This window comes from Photobacterium lucens (assembly GCF_009873615.1).
Lineage (GTDB): Bacteria > Pseudomonadota > Gammaproteobacteria > Enterobacterales > Vibrionaceae > Photobacterium > Photobacterium lucens.
The window spans coordinates 1,645-19,712 of sequence record NZ_SSMG01000001.1 but is presented as its reverse complement, the minus strand read 5'-3'; the positions used below and the strand labels follow the sequence as shown (position 1 = coordinate 19,712).

14 protein-coding genes, 1 tRNA gene and 2 rRNA genes (1 of these 17 running past the window's edge) are annotated in these 18,068 nt (G+C 42.3%); 8 read left to right on the top strand and 9 right to left on the bottom strand.

Features of this window, described 5'->3' with window-relative positions; genetic code table 11:
* The first annotated feature begins 113 nt into the window (after positions 1-113).
* Positions 114-305: a hypothetical protein gene (locus E5A76_RS00085; protein WP_161117749.1), complete on the top strand. Its 192-nt coding sequence runs from the start codon at positions 114-116 to the stop codon at positions 303-305.
* Between the two features lie 78 nt (positions 306-383).
* On the opposite strand, the gene mdh is transcribed toward E5A76_RS00085, so the two are convergent.
* Positions 384-1,322 carry a malate dehydrogenase gene (gene mdh / locus E5A76_RS00080; protein WP_107167064.1) on the bottom strand — a complete coding sequence of 313 codons (939 nt, stop codon included), beginning with the start codon at positions 1,320-1,322 and terminating at the stop codon, positions 384-386.
* 392 nt (positions 1,323-1,714) lie between these two features.
* On the opposite strand from mdh, the gene argR reads away from it, so the two are divergent.
* On the top strand, positions 1,715-2,185 hold the full coding sequence (gene argR / locus E5A76_RS00075; protein ID WP_008989843.1) for a transcriptional regulator ArgR: 471 nt from the start codon (positions 1,715-1,717) through the stop codon (positions 2,183-2,185).
* A gap of 259 nt (positions 2,186-2,444) precedes the next feature.
* Positions 2,445-3,428 carry a TAXI family TRAP transporter solute-binding subunit gene (locus tag E5A76_RS00070; RefSeq protein WP_161117748.1) on the top strand — a complete coding sequence of 328 codons (984 nt, stop codon included), beginning with the start codon at positions 2,445-2,447 and terminating at the stop codon, positions 3,426-3,428.
* A gap of 41 nt (positions 3,429-3,469) precedes the next feature.
* On the opposite strand, the gene E5A76_RS00065 is transcribed toward E5A76_RS00070, so the two are convergent.
* Complete coding sequence (locus E5A76_RS00065) at positions 3,470-4,084, bottom strand: flavin prenyltransferase UbiX (RefSeq protein WP_161117747.1); 615 nt, start codon at positions 4,082-4,084, stop codon at positions 3,470-3,472.
* A gap of 13 nt (positions 4,085-4,097) precedes the next feature.
* Entirely contained in the window at positions 4,098-5,450 is a 1,353-nt protein-coding gene (gene mpl / locus E5A76_RS00060; RefSeq protein WP_161117776.1) for a UDP-N-acetylmuramate:L-alanyl-gamma-D-glutamyl-meso-diaminopimelate ligase, read from the bottom strand.
* Between the two features lie 198 nt (positions 5,451-5,648).
* Here mpl and fbp point away from each other — a divergent pair, with 198 nt between their 5' ends.
* The 3 genes from fbp to E5A76_RS00045 all read left to right on the top strand — a co-directional run bounded on the left by fbp (position 5,649) and on the right by E5A76_RS00045 (position 7,722).
* Entirely contained in the window at positions 5,649-6,662 is a 1,014-nt protein-coding gene (gene fbp, locus E5A76_RS00055; RefSeq protein WP_053987339.1) for a class 1 fructose-bisphosphatase, read from the top strand.
* 131 nt (positions 6,663-6,793) lie between these two features.
* On the top strand, positions 6,794-7,324 hold the full coding sequence (gene ppa / locus E5A76_RS00050) for an inorganic diphosphatase (protein ID WP_053987338.1): 531 nt from the start codon (positions 6,794-6,796) through the stop codon (positions 7,322-7,324).
* A gap of 32 nt (positions 7,325-7,356) precedes the next feature.
* Positions 7,357-7,722 (top strand): rhodanese-like domain-containing protein, encoded by a 366-nt coding sequence (locus E5A76_RS00045; protein WP_237458799.1) that lies wholly within the window; start codon positions 7,357-7,359, stop codon positions 7,720-7,722.
* 85 nt (positions 7,723-7,807) lie between these two features.
* Here E5A76_RS00045 and tamB read toward each other — a convergent pair whose 3' ends face one another.
* The 3 genes from tamB to E5A76_RS00030 form a co-directional block, all read right to left on the bottom strand.
* Complete coding sequence (gene tamB / locus E5A76_RS00040) at positions 7,808-11,563, bottom strand: autotransporter assembly complex protein TamB (protein ID WP_161117746.1); 3,756 nt, start codon at positions 11,561-11,563, stop codon at positions 7,808-7,810.
* Positions 11,560-13,287: an autotransporter assembly complex protein TamA gene (gene tamA, locus E5A76_RS00035; protein WP_161117745.1), complete on the bottom strand. Its 1,728-nt coding sequence runs from the start codon at positions 13,285-13,287 to the stop codon at positions 11,560-11,562. The genes tamB and tamA overlap by 4 nt, the downstream gene beginning before the upstream one ends.
* A gap of 530 nt (positions 13,288-13,817) precedes the next feature.
* The gene (locus E5A76_RS00030) at positions 13,818-14,024 is read right to left on the bottom strand and encodes a DUF1107 domain-containing protein (RefSeq protein WP_053987334.1); all 207 of its coding nucleotides are present in this window, start codon (positions 14,022-14,024) and stop codon (positions 13,818-13,820) included.
* Between the two features lie 224 nt (positions 14,025-14,248).
* Between E5A76_RS00030 and E5A76_RS00025 the strand changes: the two genes are divergently transcribed.
* Positions 14,249-14,800 (top strand): YtfJ family protein, encoded by a 552-nt coding sequence (locus E5A76_RS00025; RefSeq protein ID WP_053987333.1) that lies wholly within the window; start codon positions 14,249-14,251, stop codon positions 14,798-14,800.
* Between the two features lie 314 nt (positions 14,801-15,114).
* Positions 15,115-15,966 (top strand): TIGR03899 family protein, encoded by an 852-nt coding sequence (locus E5A76_RS00020; RefSeq protein WP_161117744.1) that lies wholly within the window; start codon positions 15,115-15,117, stop codon positions 15,964-15,966.
* A 394-nt stretch (positions 15,967-16,360) separates the two neighbouring features.
* On the opposite strand, the gene E5A76_RS00015 is transcribed toward E5A76_RS00020, so the two are convergent.
* The 3 genes from E5A76_RS00015 to E5A76_RS00005 form a co-directional block, all read right to left on the bottom strand.
* Positions 16,361-16,437: transfer RNA gene (locus tag E5A76_RS00015), tRNA-Asp, on the bottom strand.
* A 64-nt stretch (positions 16,438-16,501) separates the two neighbouring features.
* Positions 16,502-16,617: ribosomal RNA gene (rrf, locus tag E5A76_RS00010) — 5S ribosomal RNA — on the bottom strand.
* 85 nt (positions 16,618-16,702) lie between these two features.
* A 23S ribosomal RNA gene (locus tag E5A76_RS00005) occupies positions 16,703-18,068 on the bottom strand; it runs 1,259 nt beyond the window's last position.

Genomic DNA, 18,068 nt, shown 5'->3' with positions numbered 1-18,068 from the left:
TCAATAAAACCTGTCATCTTTGGCAGGTTTTTTTTATGCCTAAAATAGAACGATCATGATGATCTATACTTTAAATCAACCTATTTCTTTTGCTAAATCGGTAGGAGTAAATAATGGAGATAACCCAACTTAAGGTGGGTATGTGGGTAGAATCATTGCATGGGGTCGGCAAAGTGATCGGTATTGATCCACAAAACAATGCCGTGATCATTGAACACAAAGATGATCATCAACTTCGCTCAGTTGAATGCAATGAGCTCGTTGATCAACCACAACTACATTCTGGCTGTGATCGTTACTATTGACAGTATTGATACCGCAATATGTTCAGATAATAAAAAAAGCGACTCATAAAGCCGCTTTTTCTCTTCTTTTAATCGCAATTATTTCGCTGCGAACTCTTCACCTAACGTGATATCGCCTTTTAGCGTCTCTAGCATGCTTTCCATTGCAGATTGCTCAAAGTCACTTAGTGAACCGTAGTCCATGACTTCTTCAATACCTTCTTTACCTAAGAGTACTGGTTGTGCGAAGAAACGTGCATGTTTACCATCACCTTCAACATAAGCACATTCAACAATACCTTGCTCACCTTGCAGTGCACGAACAAGAGCAAGACCAAAGCGACATGCCGCCTGCCCCATAGAAAGTGTTGCTGAGCCACCACCCGCTTTGGCTTCAACCACTTCAGTACCCGCATTTTGGATACGTGGTGTCAGTGCTTTGATTTCTTCTTCAGTAAACTCAACACCTTCAACTTGTGATAGTAGAGGCAAGATAGTCACACCTGAGTGGCCACCAATAACCGGAACACGAATATCACAAGGTGCTTTATCTTTTAGCTCAGCAACAAAAGTTTCTGAACGGATCACATCAAGCGTTGTGATACCAAATAGTTTACGTTTGTTATAAACGCCAGCTTTCTTTAATACATCTGCCGCGATTGGCACTGTTGTATTAACAGGGTTAGTGATGATACCTACGCAAGCTTCTGGACACACTACCGCAATTTTTTCTGCTAGTGACTTAACAATACCTGCGTTCACATTAAATAGATCCGCACGATCCATACCAGGTTTACGTGCAACACCTGCAGAAATTAGGACAACGTCAGCCCCTTCTAATGCCGGCGTTGGATCTTCGCCCGCATAGCCTTTAATAGTAACAGGGGTTGGGATATGGCTAAGATCAGCAGCAACACCCGGTGTAACAGGTGCAATATCATATAGGGCAAGATCTGAGCCAGCAGGCAGACGGTTTTTAAGTAGCAGAGCAAGTGCTTGACCGATACCACCAGCAGCGCCAATTACAGCAACTTTCATGTTCGTTCTCCTTTACGATAGAAGTATCTTTTTTTATTAGTACATCTTATTTGAACACCACTATAAATGGTCAAATAAGAAGATTAATGGGACGTTATAGCAAGCTGATAACAAATACAATCGCCAGCCTCACGCTTTGCGAAGTTGAGCAGAAACCCACTTTGTTGACCTATAATCTCACAAGAAGAAAACACTTTTATTCAAAAAAATGAGAATTTAATCAAAAAGCAGTTTATGTTATTCAATAAAAACAATAACAAAGATTGTTTTGCACTTTATGCAGATCGCTAACCTCTGATAATGCAAAAATCAGATTTCATGCAGTTTGTTTGCTAGTTAGTGATAGGTTATGCAAAAATACCTTACCTCGTCCCTGTAGATAATATTTATTTATGCGAAATTCAGATAAACAAGAACGTTTAGTAAAAGCGTTTAAAGCAATTCTAAAAGAAGAAAAATTTAGCTCTCAAGGTGAGATCGTTGACACCTTGAAGGCTCAGGGTTTCGATAATATCAACCAATCTAAAGTGTCACGTATGCTAACCAAGTTTGGTGCGGTACGTACTCGTAATGCAAAAATGGAAATGGTGTATTGTCTACCTGTAGAGCTAGGCGTACCAACCACCACAAGTCCATTAAAAGATCTTGTGATGGATGTGGGCTATAACAGCGCATTAGTGGTAATTCACACAGGTCCTGGAGCCGCTCAAGTGATCGCGCGCCTATTAGATTCATTAGGCAAAGCAGAAGGTATTCTTGGTGTAGTCGCTGGTGACGATACTATCTTTATCACTCCAACGAACACAGTAACCACTCTTGAGTTGTACGATTCAGTGTGTGAGCTGTTCGAATACAGTAAGTAAGTTGTTTGGGTCTATTTATTTTCACAATTAACAGAAAACTCAAATAGACCCGGCACCTCACCTAACATATTCTTTGATCCCTTTCCTGCTAACTCCCCAACATTTCGTTTTTTACATCTTATACTTCTGCTAAGTGAGCGATTGCTCACAGACAAAAACAGCACCCCTTATTCTCATTTGCTATGATAAACATTCAATTTATTCATTAATACGCTCTGATTTTATATTTGCTCATTTCATGATAAGAAAGGATTCATTCATGACATTAAAAAAAAGAGTAATGCTTGGGCTATTTACGCTAGGTTGGTACTGCTTTATGACTACCGCCCATGCTCAAAGCTTTATTACTATAGGAACAGGCCCGATTAATGGCGTTTACTATCCAACAGGTGGTGCCATCTGTAAGCTCGTCAATCAAGAACGTCAGATGCATAACTTACGCTGTTTAGTTGAATCGACAACCGGCTCGATATACAACATTAACAAACTTAAAGATCAAGAATTTGACTTTGGGATCGTGCAATCAGACTGGCAATTTCACGGCTATAACGGTACCAACCAATTTAAATCTCAAGGTCCATACCACAAGATGCGGGCGATCCTGTCACTGCATGATGAGCCATTCAATATCATTGCCCGTAAAGACTCTAATATTAATAACCTAGATGATCTAAAAGGAAAAAGGATCAATATTGGTGAAACAGGATCCGGCGATAGGGCTACCATGAAAATCGTCATGGATAGTCTCGGATGGGATCATAATGATTTTCAACATGTCTCCATTCCACCTGCAGAACGTTCAGAAGCATTATGTAATAACAAAATAGATGCTTATATCTTTTTGGTTGGTCATCCTAATGGCGCAATAAAAGAGGCGGCTGTTTACTGCAATGCGAAAATGATCTCTGCAAAAGGAAAAAATATCGATAAGATCATTTCAACGCACCCTTTCTATGCCAAATCCATAACCCCTAATGGACTCTATAAAGGGATCGAAGAAGATATTGAAAGTTTTGGTGTTTCAGCCACCTTAATCTCAAGTACAGATGTCCCAGACGAGACCGTTTACGCCCTTACAAAATCTATTTTTGAAAACTTTGATATGTTTAAGCGTCTACACCCTGCTTTTGCCAACTTAAATAAAACCGACATGCTGAAAAACGGTTTATCTATCCCCTTTCACCCTGGCGCAGTGCGCTATTATCAGGAAGCTGGCTATCTGCCAGAAAATGAAAAGTATTAAAAAAGCCCGCACAATTGCGGGCTTTATTTATGCTTAAGCTATTAGCGTTGATCGTATCCCCATCGAGGAACGAGACCTTGCTCCACACCAAGGTGATCGAGAATTCGAGCCACCATAAAATCAATCAAATCATCAATTGACTGAGGTTGATGATAAAAGCCGGGAGCAGCAGGCATCACCGTCACACCAAGCTTTGATAATTTCAGCATATTTTCTAAATGGATCGTAGAAAATGGCGTTTCACGTACCACCAGCACTAACTGACCACGCTCTTTGATCACCACATCAGCTGCACGCTCAATCAAATTATCAGACATCCCATAAGCAATAGATGCCAGTGATCCTGCTGAACACGGACAAACAACCATTTGCTTTGGGGCTGCCGAACCTGATGCGACCGGTGAGAACCAATCATCTTTACCGCAAACAATCAATTTTTCAGCATCACAATGAAGATGCTCAACTAATTGCTCTCGCGCTTTATCAGGCGATGCCGATAGCTTCAAACCATGCTCAGTTGCTAGAACCACGCGTGCTGCTGATGAAATCAACAAGTACACCTGATAATCAGCCGCTAATAAGCATTCCAATAGTCGCAAACCATAAGGAGCACCCGATGCGCCAGTCCATGCAAGCGTTATACGCTTATCCGTCATTCCCATTTCCTACTTACTTTGCTAATGTGGTTAATAGCTTGTCGTGAATACCACCAAAGCCACCGTTACTCATCACTAAAATGGTATCGCCTGGCTTTGCTTGCTCCACAATACGCTTAACCAGTTCATCAAGATCACCACTGCAATAGGCAGGTTGAGAACATTGCTGTGCGATCTCTTCTACCGACCATGGAATATTGGGTGGTTGGAAGAAGAACACTTCATCAGCCGCATGTAACGATGGTGCAAGATCGTCTTTGTGAACACCCAGTTTCATGGTGTTTGAACGTGGCTCTAACACCGCAAGAATACGTGAATTACCGACTTTAGCGCGTAAGCCACCAAGAGTAAGTTCAATTGCCGTTGGGTGATGAGCAAAGTCGTCATAAACCGCAACGCCATTTTCTTCACCTTTTAGCTCTAAGCGACGCTTGGTATTAATAAATTTCGCTAATGCTTCACAAGCTAGATCTGGTGTGACGCCGACATGACGCGCAGCAGCTATCGCCATCAATGCATTATTAACATTATGATCGCCAACTAAAGACCAGCGTACCTTGCCAACATTCTCGCCATCAAGATACACATCAAACACACTACCATCTTCACGGTGTTTTTCTGCACGCCAGTGGCCATCACCACCGATATATTCAAGCTCACTCCAACAGCCCATCTCTAGGGTTTCATCAATATTCTTCACACCTTTCGGCGCTAATATACGACCATTACCAGGTACCGTGCGAACCAGATGGTGGAATTGACGTTGGATCGCTTTTAGATCATCAAAAATATCAGCGTGATCAAATTCCAAGTTATTCATGATCAAAGTACGAGGATGGTAATGGACAAACTTCGAACGCTTATCAAAAAAAGCACTGTCATATTCATCCGCTTCAACCACGAAGAACATACTTTCACCTAGGCGTGCTGAAATACCGAAGTTACCTAAGACACCGCCAACTAAAAAGCCCGGCTGATAACCACAATCTTCTAAAATCCAAGCCAACATACTAGCTGTGGTGGTTTTACCGTGTGTACCTGATACCGCCATTACCCAGCGATCATGTAATAAATATTCTTGTAGCCACTGTGGGCCTGAGGTGTAGCGTAAATTGTTATTTAATACGTATTCAACGCAAGGGTTACCACGGCTCATGGCATTACCGATCACTACTAGATCTGGTGCAGGATCTAACTGAGCAGGATCGTACCCTTGAATAATTTCAATGCCTTGAGCTTCTAACATGGTGCTCATTGGCGGATAAACATTAGCGTCAGAACCAGTGACTTTATGACCTAGCTGTCTTGCAAGCATTGCAGCACCGCCCATGAATGTACCGCAAATACCGAGAATATGAATGTGCATTACTGCTGGCTCCGTGATTAATTCGGCTCTTTTCACGCTTTCGCGTTACTTCGTTACCATAAAAAAGATCTTTATATACAATTCTTTATATAACAAAAAATACAGTTAAGCACTCGCCTTCATCCCTAATAAGGAGGCCTAGCGCTATATTGTACTCTCTTCACCCGATGATATGACAACAAGATGCAAGGATTGTTTATGGCAAATATTAGAACGCTTGGTGAATTCATTGTCGAGAAACAGAGTGATTTCCCGCATGCCAGTGGTGAGCTTTCATCACTGCTAGGTTCAATCAAACTCGCCGCTAAAATTGTTAATCGAGAAATTAATAAAGCAGGCTTAGTCGACATTACTGGAGCAGCAGGCGATCAAAATGTTCAGGGCGAAGAACAACAAAAACTCGATGTTTATGCCAATGAAAAATTTAAAGCCGCTTTAGAAGCACGGGATCAAGTGTGTGGTATTGCCAGTGAGGAAGAAGATAACGCTGTTGGCTTCAATAAACCGCTAAACCTCAACGCTAAATACGTCGTGCTAATGGATCCTCTTGATGGTTCATCCAACATTGATGTCAATGTTTCGGTAGGCACCATATTTTCTATTTATCGCAGAATATCGCCTGTTGGTTCACCACCAACAGAAGAAGACTTTCTCCAACCGGGTAGCCAACAAGTCGCCGCAGGCTATGTCATTTATGGCTCTTCAACCATGCTGGTTTACACCACAGGTAATGGCGTTCATGGCTTTACTTATGATCCATCCCTTGGCAGCTTTTGCCTCTCCCATGAAAATATGACCATACCCCAAGATGGCGTGATTTATTCTATCAATGAAGGTAATTACATTCGTTTTCCAATGGGCGTGAAGAAATACATCAAGTTTTGCCAAGAAGCCGTACCAGAAGAAAAACGTCCTTATACTTCCCGTTATATTGGCTCCCTTGTCGCTGATTTCCATCGTAACTTACTAAAAGGTGGCATTTACCTCTACCCAAGTACTGCCAGTTATCCTAATGGGAAATTACGCCTACTTTATGAATGTAACCCGATGGCATTTTTAATTGAGCAAGCTGGCGGTAAAGCCTCGGATGGCTTTCAGCGGATCTTAGATATTCCACCGACAGAATTACACCAACGGGTACCTTTCTTTGTCGGCTCTACCAATATGGTAGAGAAAGTCGAAGACTTCCTTCGTGAATATCCTGATGAGTAAGTAACAAGCGATACGTGTCGCGCATTTGATTGTGCGACACCGCAACGATGATGATTTGCTTTTGTTTTTGTTTACATTCATTATAATTTTAACAAACAACAACATCTCATTAACCTTAGAAGGAATTAGTCATGAGCCTTAATCAGGTCCCTGCTGGCAAGGATATCCCAGAAGATATTTACGTTGTGATTGAAATCCCTGCAAACGCAGATCCGATTAAATACGAAGTAGACAAAGAGACGGGCGCCATTTTTGTAGACCGTTTTATGTCTAGCCCAATGTTCTACCCATGTAACTACGGTTACGTAAACGACACCCTATCACTTGATGGTGATCCGGTTGACGTACTTGTCCCAACGCCATACCCGCTAGTACCTGGTGCGGTGATCCGCTGTCGTCCTGTGGGCGTATTGAAAATGACGGATGAGTCTGGTGAAGATGCGAAAATCGTAGCTGTACCACACAGCAAGCTAAGCAAAGAATATGATCACATTAACGATGTGAACGATCTACCAGAGCTACTAAAAGCGCAAATCACTCACTTCTTCGAGCGTTACAAAGAGCTTGAGCCAAATAAGTGGGTAAAAGTGGAAGGCTGGGATAACGCAGCTGCAGCGAAAGCTGAGATCCTGACATCTTTCGAGCGCGCTCAAAAGAAATAATGGTGATATAACCTATCAATAGCGGTGGAAGTATGATGAAAAAGACACGTGGCTTAGTTACCCTCTTATTTGCTCTCTTTCCCGCTATTTCATTGGCCAAAAACGTCACACCGGATGAGTTTTGGCAGATCGAAAAAGCCCAACAACCTCTGATTATTGATGTTCGTACCCCTGAAGAGTTCAGTGAAGGACATCTCACTAATGCCATCAATATTCCTTTCGATCAAATCGCTAAAATCGAAAACTACCTTACCGATAAGTCCAAACCTATTTTATTGTATTGTCGCTCTGGTCGACGTGCAGAGCTGGCTGAAAACACACTCTATACACTTGGCTATAAAGAAACCTTTAACGGTATGAGCTATCAGTTATTGCTTAAAGCCAAACCCCAAAGTTAAAAATGCTATGTCACTAAATCAAAATAACCAGATATAAAAAAACCCAATGCTCTGCATTGGGTTTTTATTTATCTCACGCTTACGATTAGTTAAATTCAAATTGGTACAGTAAGTCGACCGCCTGATCTAATCCAGACACAGCCTCTACGTACAAATTCTTCATTAAACGATAACGCAGTGTAAATTCATCCACTTGGTTAAAGATACCTACGCCATACTTCACCTGTAGACCTGGAGCAATATAGCCACTAATCTGTACTTGTGAGTCATCACCAGCACCAGCCGTTGACAAGCTAAGATCTTTAATGCCTACCGCTTCACCAACATCACCGACTAGCTGACCACTTTGCGCTAGACCCATACCAATTAAGGCTGTTGTCATTGCGCTATTCGAACCACCGTCACCTTCACTGTCGATGTTACGTCCCGTTAGGATGTAAGACAGTGCGTTTTGTTGTGGCATTGCAGGATCAGAGAAAATCGTCACTTCTGGCTTATCCGCTGAACCCGTCACCTTCACACCGGCAATCACGTCATCTTCGATATTATCCGGATCTCGGATCGCTTCAATCGATAAGAACGGTTGATCAGCAGGGCCATTAAACAAGATCTGACCTTTACGGATCTGTAACTCTTGACCTAATGCACGATAGAACGAGCCTTTGGCAATGTTCACTTCACCGTAAATCATTGGACCTTTACCGTCTTGGCGAACATTAAGATCACCTAATAGACCGGCCTTCAGACCAAAGGCTGACAATTTCACATCATCACCCACATGCACCATGATATTGGTTGTAATATCAAACGGTGTTGATTTTGGTGGTACTACTGGCTCTAAGTTATCTTTTAAGATCACCTGATCTTTAGATACCGCTATCGCAGATTTTGGTAATTGGTTAACCGTAATACGGCCCCATGGAATACCGACTTTACCAGTGATATCAGCTGACTTTGGCGTCGCTTTGATCGTGAGATCTGGCGACACTTTCAAAGACACCATTGGTGGAACGCTAACCTGTAGCTCTTTACCATTAATGTTTAGCTCAGTTTTCCAATTCGCCATATCTTGCCAGTCACCCATACCACGTAGCAGTAACTGACCATCTGGGGTATAGATATCACCCATCAATGTAGCGTTATAACCCGTAAAGGCTAACTTCACATCTGCATTTTTAATATCAAGTGGGACTTTACGTCCTGTTGCTTGCAGCTTAGTCACTTGAATAGAACCGTTCACCGCAGGGTGCATGATCGGTCCTGTAACTTGCAAGTTGGTATCTACTTGACCATTAAACTGATGGTAATCTTTGATCACAGGCTCTAAGAATGCCAACATGAAACGATCCAGTTTCACATTCGCATTAATACGCTTATCACCTTGTAAGTTCGTGATCTTCGCATTACCAGATAAATCACCATTATCTTTCACAGCCACTAACCAGTTAGCATTCAGTACATCGTTTTGCATCTCTGCATTCACGGTCACTTTATCCCAACCTAAGGTTAATGGTTTATCATCCGCAGCTACTTGCTGAGTAAATCGGCCGCTTGGCATCAAAATATCAGCTTTCACGTAAGGTGCAGCTTTTGGTGACCACTTCGCTACAACATTCGCACCAAGCTCGCCTTTCACGTTCATCTCATCAGGAATGAACTGCTTCAATAAATCAAAGTTAAACTGCTTGATTGCTAACTGCGCTTCACCCGATGCACCAGCCGTCAGATCCTGAGTTAAACAGATCCCTGCTTTTCCTTGCTGCCAACAGTGCGCACCCACAGTTGCCATCGCGGTTTTAAGATCATAACGAATTGGTGTTGGGTGATTCAGTACCCAGTCTCCAACAGGTGTAGTAAAGTCGCCTTTTTGCAACATACCTTGCCAACCTGTCTTACGATCTAACTTACCGGTCAGTAATAGCTCTGTACCAACAGGCTCACCTTTAACATTGACTGATAAGCGATGATTTTGCTCGGTACCTGTAAACACCACATTCATGTCATCCAGTGTCACCGTATCAAACTTACCTTTCTTCGCAGTGAGGCTTACATCTGCTTTTAACGAAGGCAGTGGTGTCACATTACCTTTTAGATCAAAAGAGGCAAGGCTTGCTACTTTCTGCCAACCTAAGTTATCACCGACAAGATCAAGCTTCACATCAGGCTCAGCCATTTTACCCGACAGCTTTACATCACCATTAACACGGCCATGTAAACCTGTGAGTGATTTCGATAGATCAGGCGCATGAATATTAGCAATGAGATCCCATGTTTTATCGAGCTTACCTTTTGCCACCAAACCATTAGGACCATGCTTTAACGTTAAGCCTTGGGTAATAAGTTTTAGATCTGTACCTTTACCTGTAGGATCGGAAGCATCTAATTGACCATGAAGATCCAATGGTTGCTTCATGATTGAGCCATTTACCATCAGCTCAGGTAACTTAACAAACCAACCACCTTTCGCCGTTAAGCCACCAGACGTTGTTAGCTTGCCACTTAAATTACCTTCAGCTTCTGGCCATTGTTTACCCGGTTGAATATTGGTAAATGCCAACTGACCTTGCCAATTAACAAGATCTTTCCAGCTAGCTTTGGCATTACCTTTGATAGAACCACCTAAGGTATCTACATTCAGTGAAGACAAATCAACAGAAGCTAAGTCACCTTTACCTTTTAAGTTGAATTTCACGTTAGGCATAGGCTTACCATCAACGTTACTTTTCGCATTAAATGTGAAGCCTTTTAAGCTACCTTTGGCATTAATATCAGTATTCGCGACAGTAAATTCCGCTTTTTTATCAATTGGCCACTGTAAGTGCTTACTTGTGACTTTAAGATCAAACGGCAGGTTAGGATCTAATGGCGAAAGTTTACCTTTCACTAAAGCGTCCAATTTACCTTTCAACGTTGCATCCAATGCCAATTTTGCCAGTGATCCTGAAGCTTTCAGTTTTAGCTTATGACCTTCAACCGGCTTCATCGCAATGTTCGCATCAGCGTCAAGGGTTAGCGGGTAATCACCTTTAAGCTCAACATTTGCTTTAGCGTTCAATGTCGCTTGAGGCGCTTTTAGCTCTAGCTTATCAATGGTGACATCACTGTCTTTTGCTTTTGCAATTAACTCAAGCAAAGCGACTTTTTGCGGCGTTTCTCCCGCTAATTCAAAGTCTTTAATCGTGAATCGCTCAATATCAAAAGACATTGGTAACACGACGTCAGGCAGCTTGATCGCTTCAGCTTTTTTTGTCGTTTTGGTCTTTGCTGCAGGCTTTTTGTCTTCTGGCTTTGATGGCGCTAAAGCCAGTTTAATGCCATCCCAATCCGTTGGCTTCAACGTGACATGACTACCTTCAAGATCTGCAGCCGTTGAGAAGTGTTTCCACTTCACTTTATTAGCAAGAATGTCTAGATCGATATCATCAAGTGTTACCTTCTCAATATGGATCGGTAACGGCATCGAGATTTCTGTAACAGGCTCAGAAGGCTCTTCTGGTTTATCAGATGATGGTGGAAGTTCTGGCATAGAGAACTTCACCCCTTTGACGCCTAAATCAGACACACAAATCGCTGGCGTTAATAAACAGCTATCATTTAATGTTAAATTCAGCTGATTAACCGCAAGATCGATACTGCCATCTTTATAGCTAACATTCTTAAATTCAAACCCATCAAGCAGAGCACCTTGTGCCTCACCAATAGATAATGCAGGTAACGCTTTTTGAGCGCCCCATGCGGCAACTTTTATCCCCGCAGGCGTGTAGAGCAAAGCTGCTACCGCAATTACGAGTAAAAGTAATAAAGCGAGTACGCCAAGCGAGATACGCTTAACCCAAATCATAATTCAGGACCTAATGTAAAGTGGAGCTGGAACTTGTCTTTCTCTTTCTTATCAAGTCCCCATGCAAAATCGAGACGAATTGGACCAACAGGTGATACCCAACGAACCCCTACGCCTGTACCGCGTTTCCAATCTGGTGAATCATTCCATGCCGAACCATAATCGTAAAAGACTGCACCCCACCAATCGCCGTAGACACGGTATTGATATTCAATGCTAGATGTTGCCATATACTGACCACCAATCATGCGCCCTTCACTATTACGAGGAGAGATAGATTGATACCCATAACCACGTACACTGTTATCACCACCAATGAAATAACGCAGTGAAGGTGGAACATCAGTCACATCATCAGCCAGTACCGCACCACCATCCAAACGGAAAATACCACGCTGGTTTTCACCAAAACTACGGATCCAGGCACTCTTTGCTTGCAAACGAACAAAACTGGTATTAGAACCAAGAGACTTATCAGCAAAATCAACTGAGAAGTTATATTTACTGCCTTTAGATGGGAACATGCCACCTACCATGTCACTCTTGCTATAAGAGATCCCTGGCATTAAGACATTAAAAACGCCTTTCTCATTATCTTTGCCGCCTTGAGTATAATCTTCCGTCATCCAACGAAGTGATGCCGTACGGTTCCACCCAGAATCTAAACGCCAGTGACGTTCAACGCCGACACCAAACTGAGTACTTACTGTGTCATGGCTATCAACATAACGAATACCACCCACAATTTGGTAGTAGTTATTTAACACATCATCCAATGGGATCTTGTAGGCCGCTTCAACCTTTGGCTCAACCTGAGAGATCTCGGATTTTAAGTAAAAACTATGGCCTTTACTGGTGATCCATGGCTTCTTCCAATTGAACTTCAATCTTGGGCCTAAGTCAGTGGAATAACCGATCCCCGTTTCAAATTGATTGCGAACTTGGGGAGTTACGACAACATGAATAGGGATCGCATCATCTTTGCGCTCCTTCACATCGCCACCGACAAAAATAGAAGAAAACCAACCAACGTTAGATAAACGCTCATTGTACTCACCTAATTTTGACGCAAGATAAGGTTCATCTTCGGTATAAGGGATCATCGAACGTAAGCGATTATCATCAATCTGACTACCTTGGAAAGTTGTCTCGCCAAAGGTGTAACGGCGCCCAGAATTAAAATCGATAGTAATAAACGCTTCATTACGACTCGGTACAATCTCTAACGTACTCTTCGTTAGCTCAGCGTCAAAGTAACCACGTCGAACCGCAAGGCTGGTTAATGACGATTTAAGCGCTTCATATTTACCTTGATTGAGCGGCTCACCAATCCCTAAGCCACTGTCTTTAATTAACGACATAAAAGCAGGATCGTTTTTCGCATCACCTGTAATATTTAGGTTACTTTTACTAATATGCGTACGTGGACCTTGATCAACCGTCACTACGATTTTAATTTTTGAACCGCTACCCGTGACCTGATAATCAAATTTTGGCTGATAGTAGCCTAACGCCTGCAAAGCTTGGCTGATCTCATTTAAGACTTGCTCTTTAAAACGCAGCGTCTCACTGTAATCATCTTTAGAGATAGCAGACAGATACGCATCAACGTTATCTTCCACAGCTCCATCTATCCCCTTCACTTTCAATGAAGAGGCCATAGCAGGGCTTGATAACACCAGAACAAATGATGTCATCCCCAACCATTTAAAAACTTTATTCATTCTATAATGCTTCTTCGCGAAATTTAGAATTAACCCACAAGATCATTTTGACAAAGCCATTACTAACTTCCAACCTTTGTCTTTTGAAAATTTATGAATATTGAACTCTAGAAACATTTATCTAATATTTATCCAAATATTTCTAAAAATTAACAAATTAATTTTACTTAAGCTCAGTTCGGGAGCGATTGTCAGGACTCATCAACCTCAACAATCACTCAGGAGAAATCAAGCATCAGTATCAATGCCTACTATCAACACACCAAAATCATAAATATTGAAAGGTACAGTAGTTAGCCGTCATTGTTTAAATTGTATCTAAATCAACTCAAACAAATGTAGATCAGCTACCTACTCTTTTTTTGATAAAATCATAACTAAACGCAAAGAATGCGACAAAGTCATGATTATTGATGAACAGCATTATCTAAGAATTGACACACTATCGCCAACATAGATTCTATTACAAAATGTATGGTCAATTAGCATCGCAAAATAAAAATAAGCGCTTGAGTATCACGAATGTAATATCACACAACAACGGATAAGGATTGGATCTCTCGATTCACTTCAGTTAATACGCTAAGCGCTTTGAGATTCGCAGATTTTGGCGGTAACAAACGCCCACTATCAAACTCAAAACCACCAATGCCAACAATAAAAATACGTCCTCGAAAATAGCTTTTCACATAACGTGCAACTTGCTGTGGACGATAAATTTTAAAGATTCTAAGCATGTCACCCTCACATAACGGCTATATAAATAGACCGTAAAACGATGGTTTTGTTTCATCCCTAATTCAGTAATGCAAACAATTTGCCAAGCTATCTCATTTATCAGATATACGAAAATAACAACCATTACGATCGCTACAAAGTTAACAAAAATACGACGTGGTACAACCAGATCAAGTAAGATTAACTATCATAATGGCACGCCTATTTTAGAAAGAGAGTCACTATGAAATCAAAAGCACTGCTATTCTTACTTGCAACACTTATTCCCTCTCTCACCTATGCGAGCAATGTAAAAGATGGCAGCACACTGCCTGGTGTAACGGTGACAAACAAAGGGGAACTGGTTTTAAAAGGTAATGACATTAGCTACCAATCTTGGCGAAGTACCAAACTCACAGGAAAAATGCGTATTGTTTTTGCCATTGCAGGTAGAAGCGCAGCTAAGGAGCTCAATGCACCACTGGTTGCAGCAATCAGCGCAGCAAAGTTCCCGGAAGATAAATACCAAACAACAACTATCATCAATCAAGATGATGCGATTTGGGGCACAGGAAGCTTTGTAAAATCAGCGACGGAAGACAGTAAACGCCAATATCCATGGTCATCAATTGTCTTAGATAGTAAAGGAATTGTACAAAAGGCATGGGATTTAAGAAAAGAAAGCTCAGCCGTTTTTGTACTAGATCAATCGGGGAAAGTGCTTTTCGCTCAAGAAGGAAAACTTTCGCCTAGTGAAATTAAACAAGTGATCAACTTAGTTCAATCTAACCTGTAATCACAGCGAGTCACCTCAATACCAAGAGGTGGCTTTTCTCTACTGACAAATAGCTCTCATAAAGAATTTATCCTAATTGTCGATATATCATTATTGGCTAATAAACCAAATGAGATAACTCACTAATGCAGAGTAACCAACGACTAAAATAATATCGGTAATATATCGATTTACTTTCTTCATATCTCGCTCCATCTCATCATTACCATTACCTTAAAGTTAACATAAAGGTAACATTCGACCATTCAAATCCTAAATGATGAGATGAAGATAACAAAAACAAAGAAAACATTTGTTAAGAGAATAACAAAAGAATGAGTAATAACAACGAAAGCATAAAAGCATCACGTGTAGCTGCTGTTTCAACAAAAGTACTCACTGACAGTAAAAATAAAATCAAAGCGATTGCTGAGAAGTTTTCTCTTTACGGAAAAATCACACCTAAAAGTGAAGCGACATTAGAAACGCGATTACAAGCAAGGCTCACTCAAAAACAATTACTCGAACAAGAAAATTTAGAGCAGATAATTAAACTTAGTTACGATCTTTGTCATGACGAACCGACCCGAGATCCAGATCCAGATTGGTTGATCCGCTTTTTTGATATGGCAAAACAGATCCATAATCCATCAATGCAAAAACTGTGGGCTAGGATTCTAAAGCAAGAACTCATTCAGCCAGGTGCCGTATCATTAAGAACATTACAAATTTTACTAACAATGACACATAGAGAAGCAGTGATTTTTCAAAGAACACTCGCTCTCACGTGCTGTATTGGAAATGATAAAAATAAAAAGCTCTTAACTGGTATAAAGCAAAGGAAAGGAAGCTTCAGCTTACAAAGACCCCATCAAAGTCACATTGATTATAGCCAGTATCAGCTACCTTACTCATCAATACTTATCCTAACTGAGCTAGGACTTATCTTAAGCACCGAGTTAGAAACAAATACTATAAACCTCACAGAAAATCTTAAATTCAGCTACCACCAGTTAGTTTATGATTTATATCCAATCAGAAAAGGCTGCTCTTTAACTTATTATCGCCTGTCTCCAATTGGACAAGAGTTAGCGCACCTCATTGGCTCACATATTAATGACACTTATCAAGAAGATCTGTATGAGGTATTACTGAAGTATTTCACCATTAGCTCAAAAGACAAATAATAAGGTAAAACAAAAACAATCCGTTGGACTGGGTTACCATTTAAGGTTAATGAACAAAGCTATCTATTGTATATGGTGTTAGATGAAACTCATTTGTTTAGATGTAAAAAAGCCTCACTATTTCTAGTGAGGCTTCTTAATAAGTAACGAGACTCTCTGCTCAACAAATATGTTTATTCTACATACAGAAAGACCCTGCATTTCTGCTGAGATCTTAAATAAGTGACGGAGCGGCTGGGTTCGTATTCGACCAGGACTCGAATCCGCGCGCCCCGGCGTGACAGGCCAAGCTATCCAATAAAGAGACTAACTAAACTACCCGCTCATTCGAATAGATTTAACTTATTTAAAACGTAAAAAAGCCCCGCTATTTCTAGCGGGGCTTCTTAATAAGTGGCGGAGCGGACGGGACTCGAACCCGCGACCCCCGGCGTGACAGGCCGGTATTCTAACCAACTGAACTACCGCTCCACACGGAGATAAAACTTTCATTTTATCCGACACCTGTCGTTCAGAACAAGTATCTTAAATTTGAGCCTGGCGATGTCCTACTCTCACATGGGGAGGCCCCACACTACCATCGGCGCTATTACGTTTCACTACTGAGTTCGGCATGGGATCAGGTGGGTCCATAATGCTATGGTCGCCAAGCAAATTCATTACAATCTTAGAAAGCTGATTCTCAAACACACGTTCAAGTGTTCTTGGAGTCCGTATAAAACCCCTTGGGTGTTGTATGGTTAAGCCTCACGGGCAATTAGTATCGGTTAGCTCAATGCCTCACAGCACTTACACACCCGACCTATCCAACGTTGTAGTCTTCAACAACCCTTTAGAGACCTTAAAGGTCTAGGGATGACTCATCTTGAGGCTCGCTTCCCGCTTAGATGCTTTCAGCGGTTATCGATTCCGAACTTAGCTACCGGGCAATGCGTCTGGCGACACAACCCGAACACCAGCGGTTCGTCCACTCCGGTCCTCTCGTACTAGGAGCAGCCCCTCTCAATCATCCAACGCCCACGGCAGATAGGGACCGAACTGTCTCACGACGTTCTAAACCCAGCTCGCGTACCACTTTAAATGGCGAACAGCCATACCCTTGGGACCGACTTCAGCCCCAGGATGTGATGAGCCGACATCGAGGTGCCAAACACCGCCGTCGATATGAACTCTTGGGCGGTATCAGCCTGTTATCCCCGGAGTACCTTTTATCCGTTGAGCGATGGCCCTTCCATTCAGAACCACCGGATCACTATGACCTGCTTTCGCACCTGCTCGACTTGTCAGTCTCGCAGTCAAGCGGGCTTATGCCATTGCACTAACCTCACGATGTCCGACCGTGATTAGCCCACCTTCGTGCTCCTCCGTTACTCTTTGGGAGGAGACCGCCCCAGTCAAACTACCCACCAGGCACTGTCCGTAACCCCGATAAGGGGTCGACGTTAGAACATCAAGCATACAAGGGTGGTATTTCAAGGACGACTCCATAACCGCTAGCGCGATTATTTCACAGTCTCCCACCTATCCTACACATGTAGGGTCAATGTTCAGTGCCAAGCTATAGTAAAGGTTCACGGGGTCTTTCCGTCTAGCCGCGGGGACGCAGCATCTTCACTGCGATTTCAATTTCACTGAGTCTCGGGTGGAGACAGCGTGGCCATCATTACGCCATTCGTGCAGGTCGGAACTTACCCGACAAGGAATTTCGCTACCTTAGGACCGTTATAGTTACGGCCGCCGTTTACCGGGGCTTCGATCAAGAGCTTCGCGTTACCGCTAACCCCATCAATTAACCTTCCGGCACCGGGCAGGCGTCACACCGTATACGTCATCTTTCGATTTTGCACAGTGCTGTGTTTTTAATAAACAGTTGCAGCCACCTGGTATCTGCGACTCCCGGCAGCTTAGAGAGCAAGTCTCATCACCGCTAGGAGCGTACCTTCTCCCGAAGTTACGGTACCATTTTGCCTAGTTCCTTCACCCGAGTTCTCTCAAGCGCCTTGGTATTCTCTACCTGATCACCTGTGTCGGTTTGGGGTACGATTCCTTATAATCTGAAGCTTAGAAGCTTTTCCCGGAAGCATGGCATCAATGACTTCATC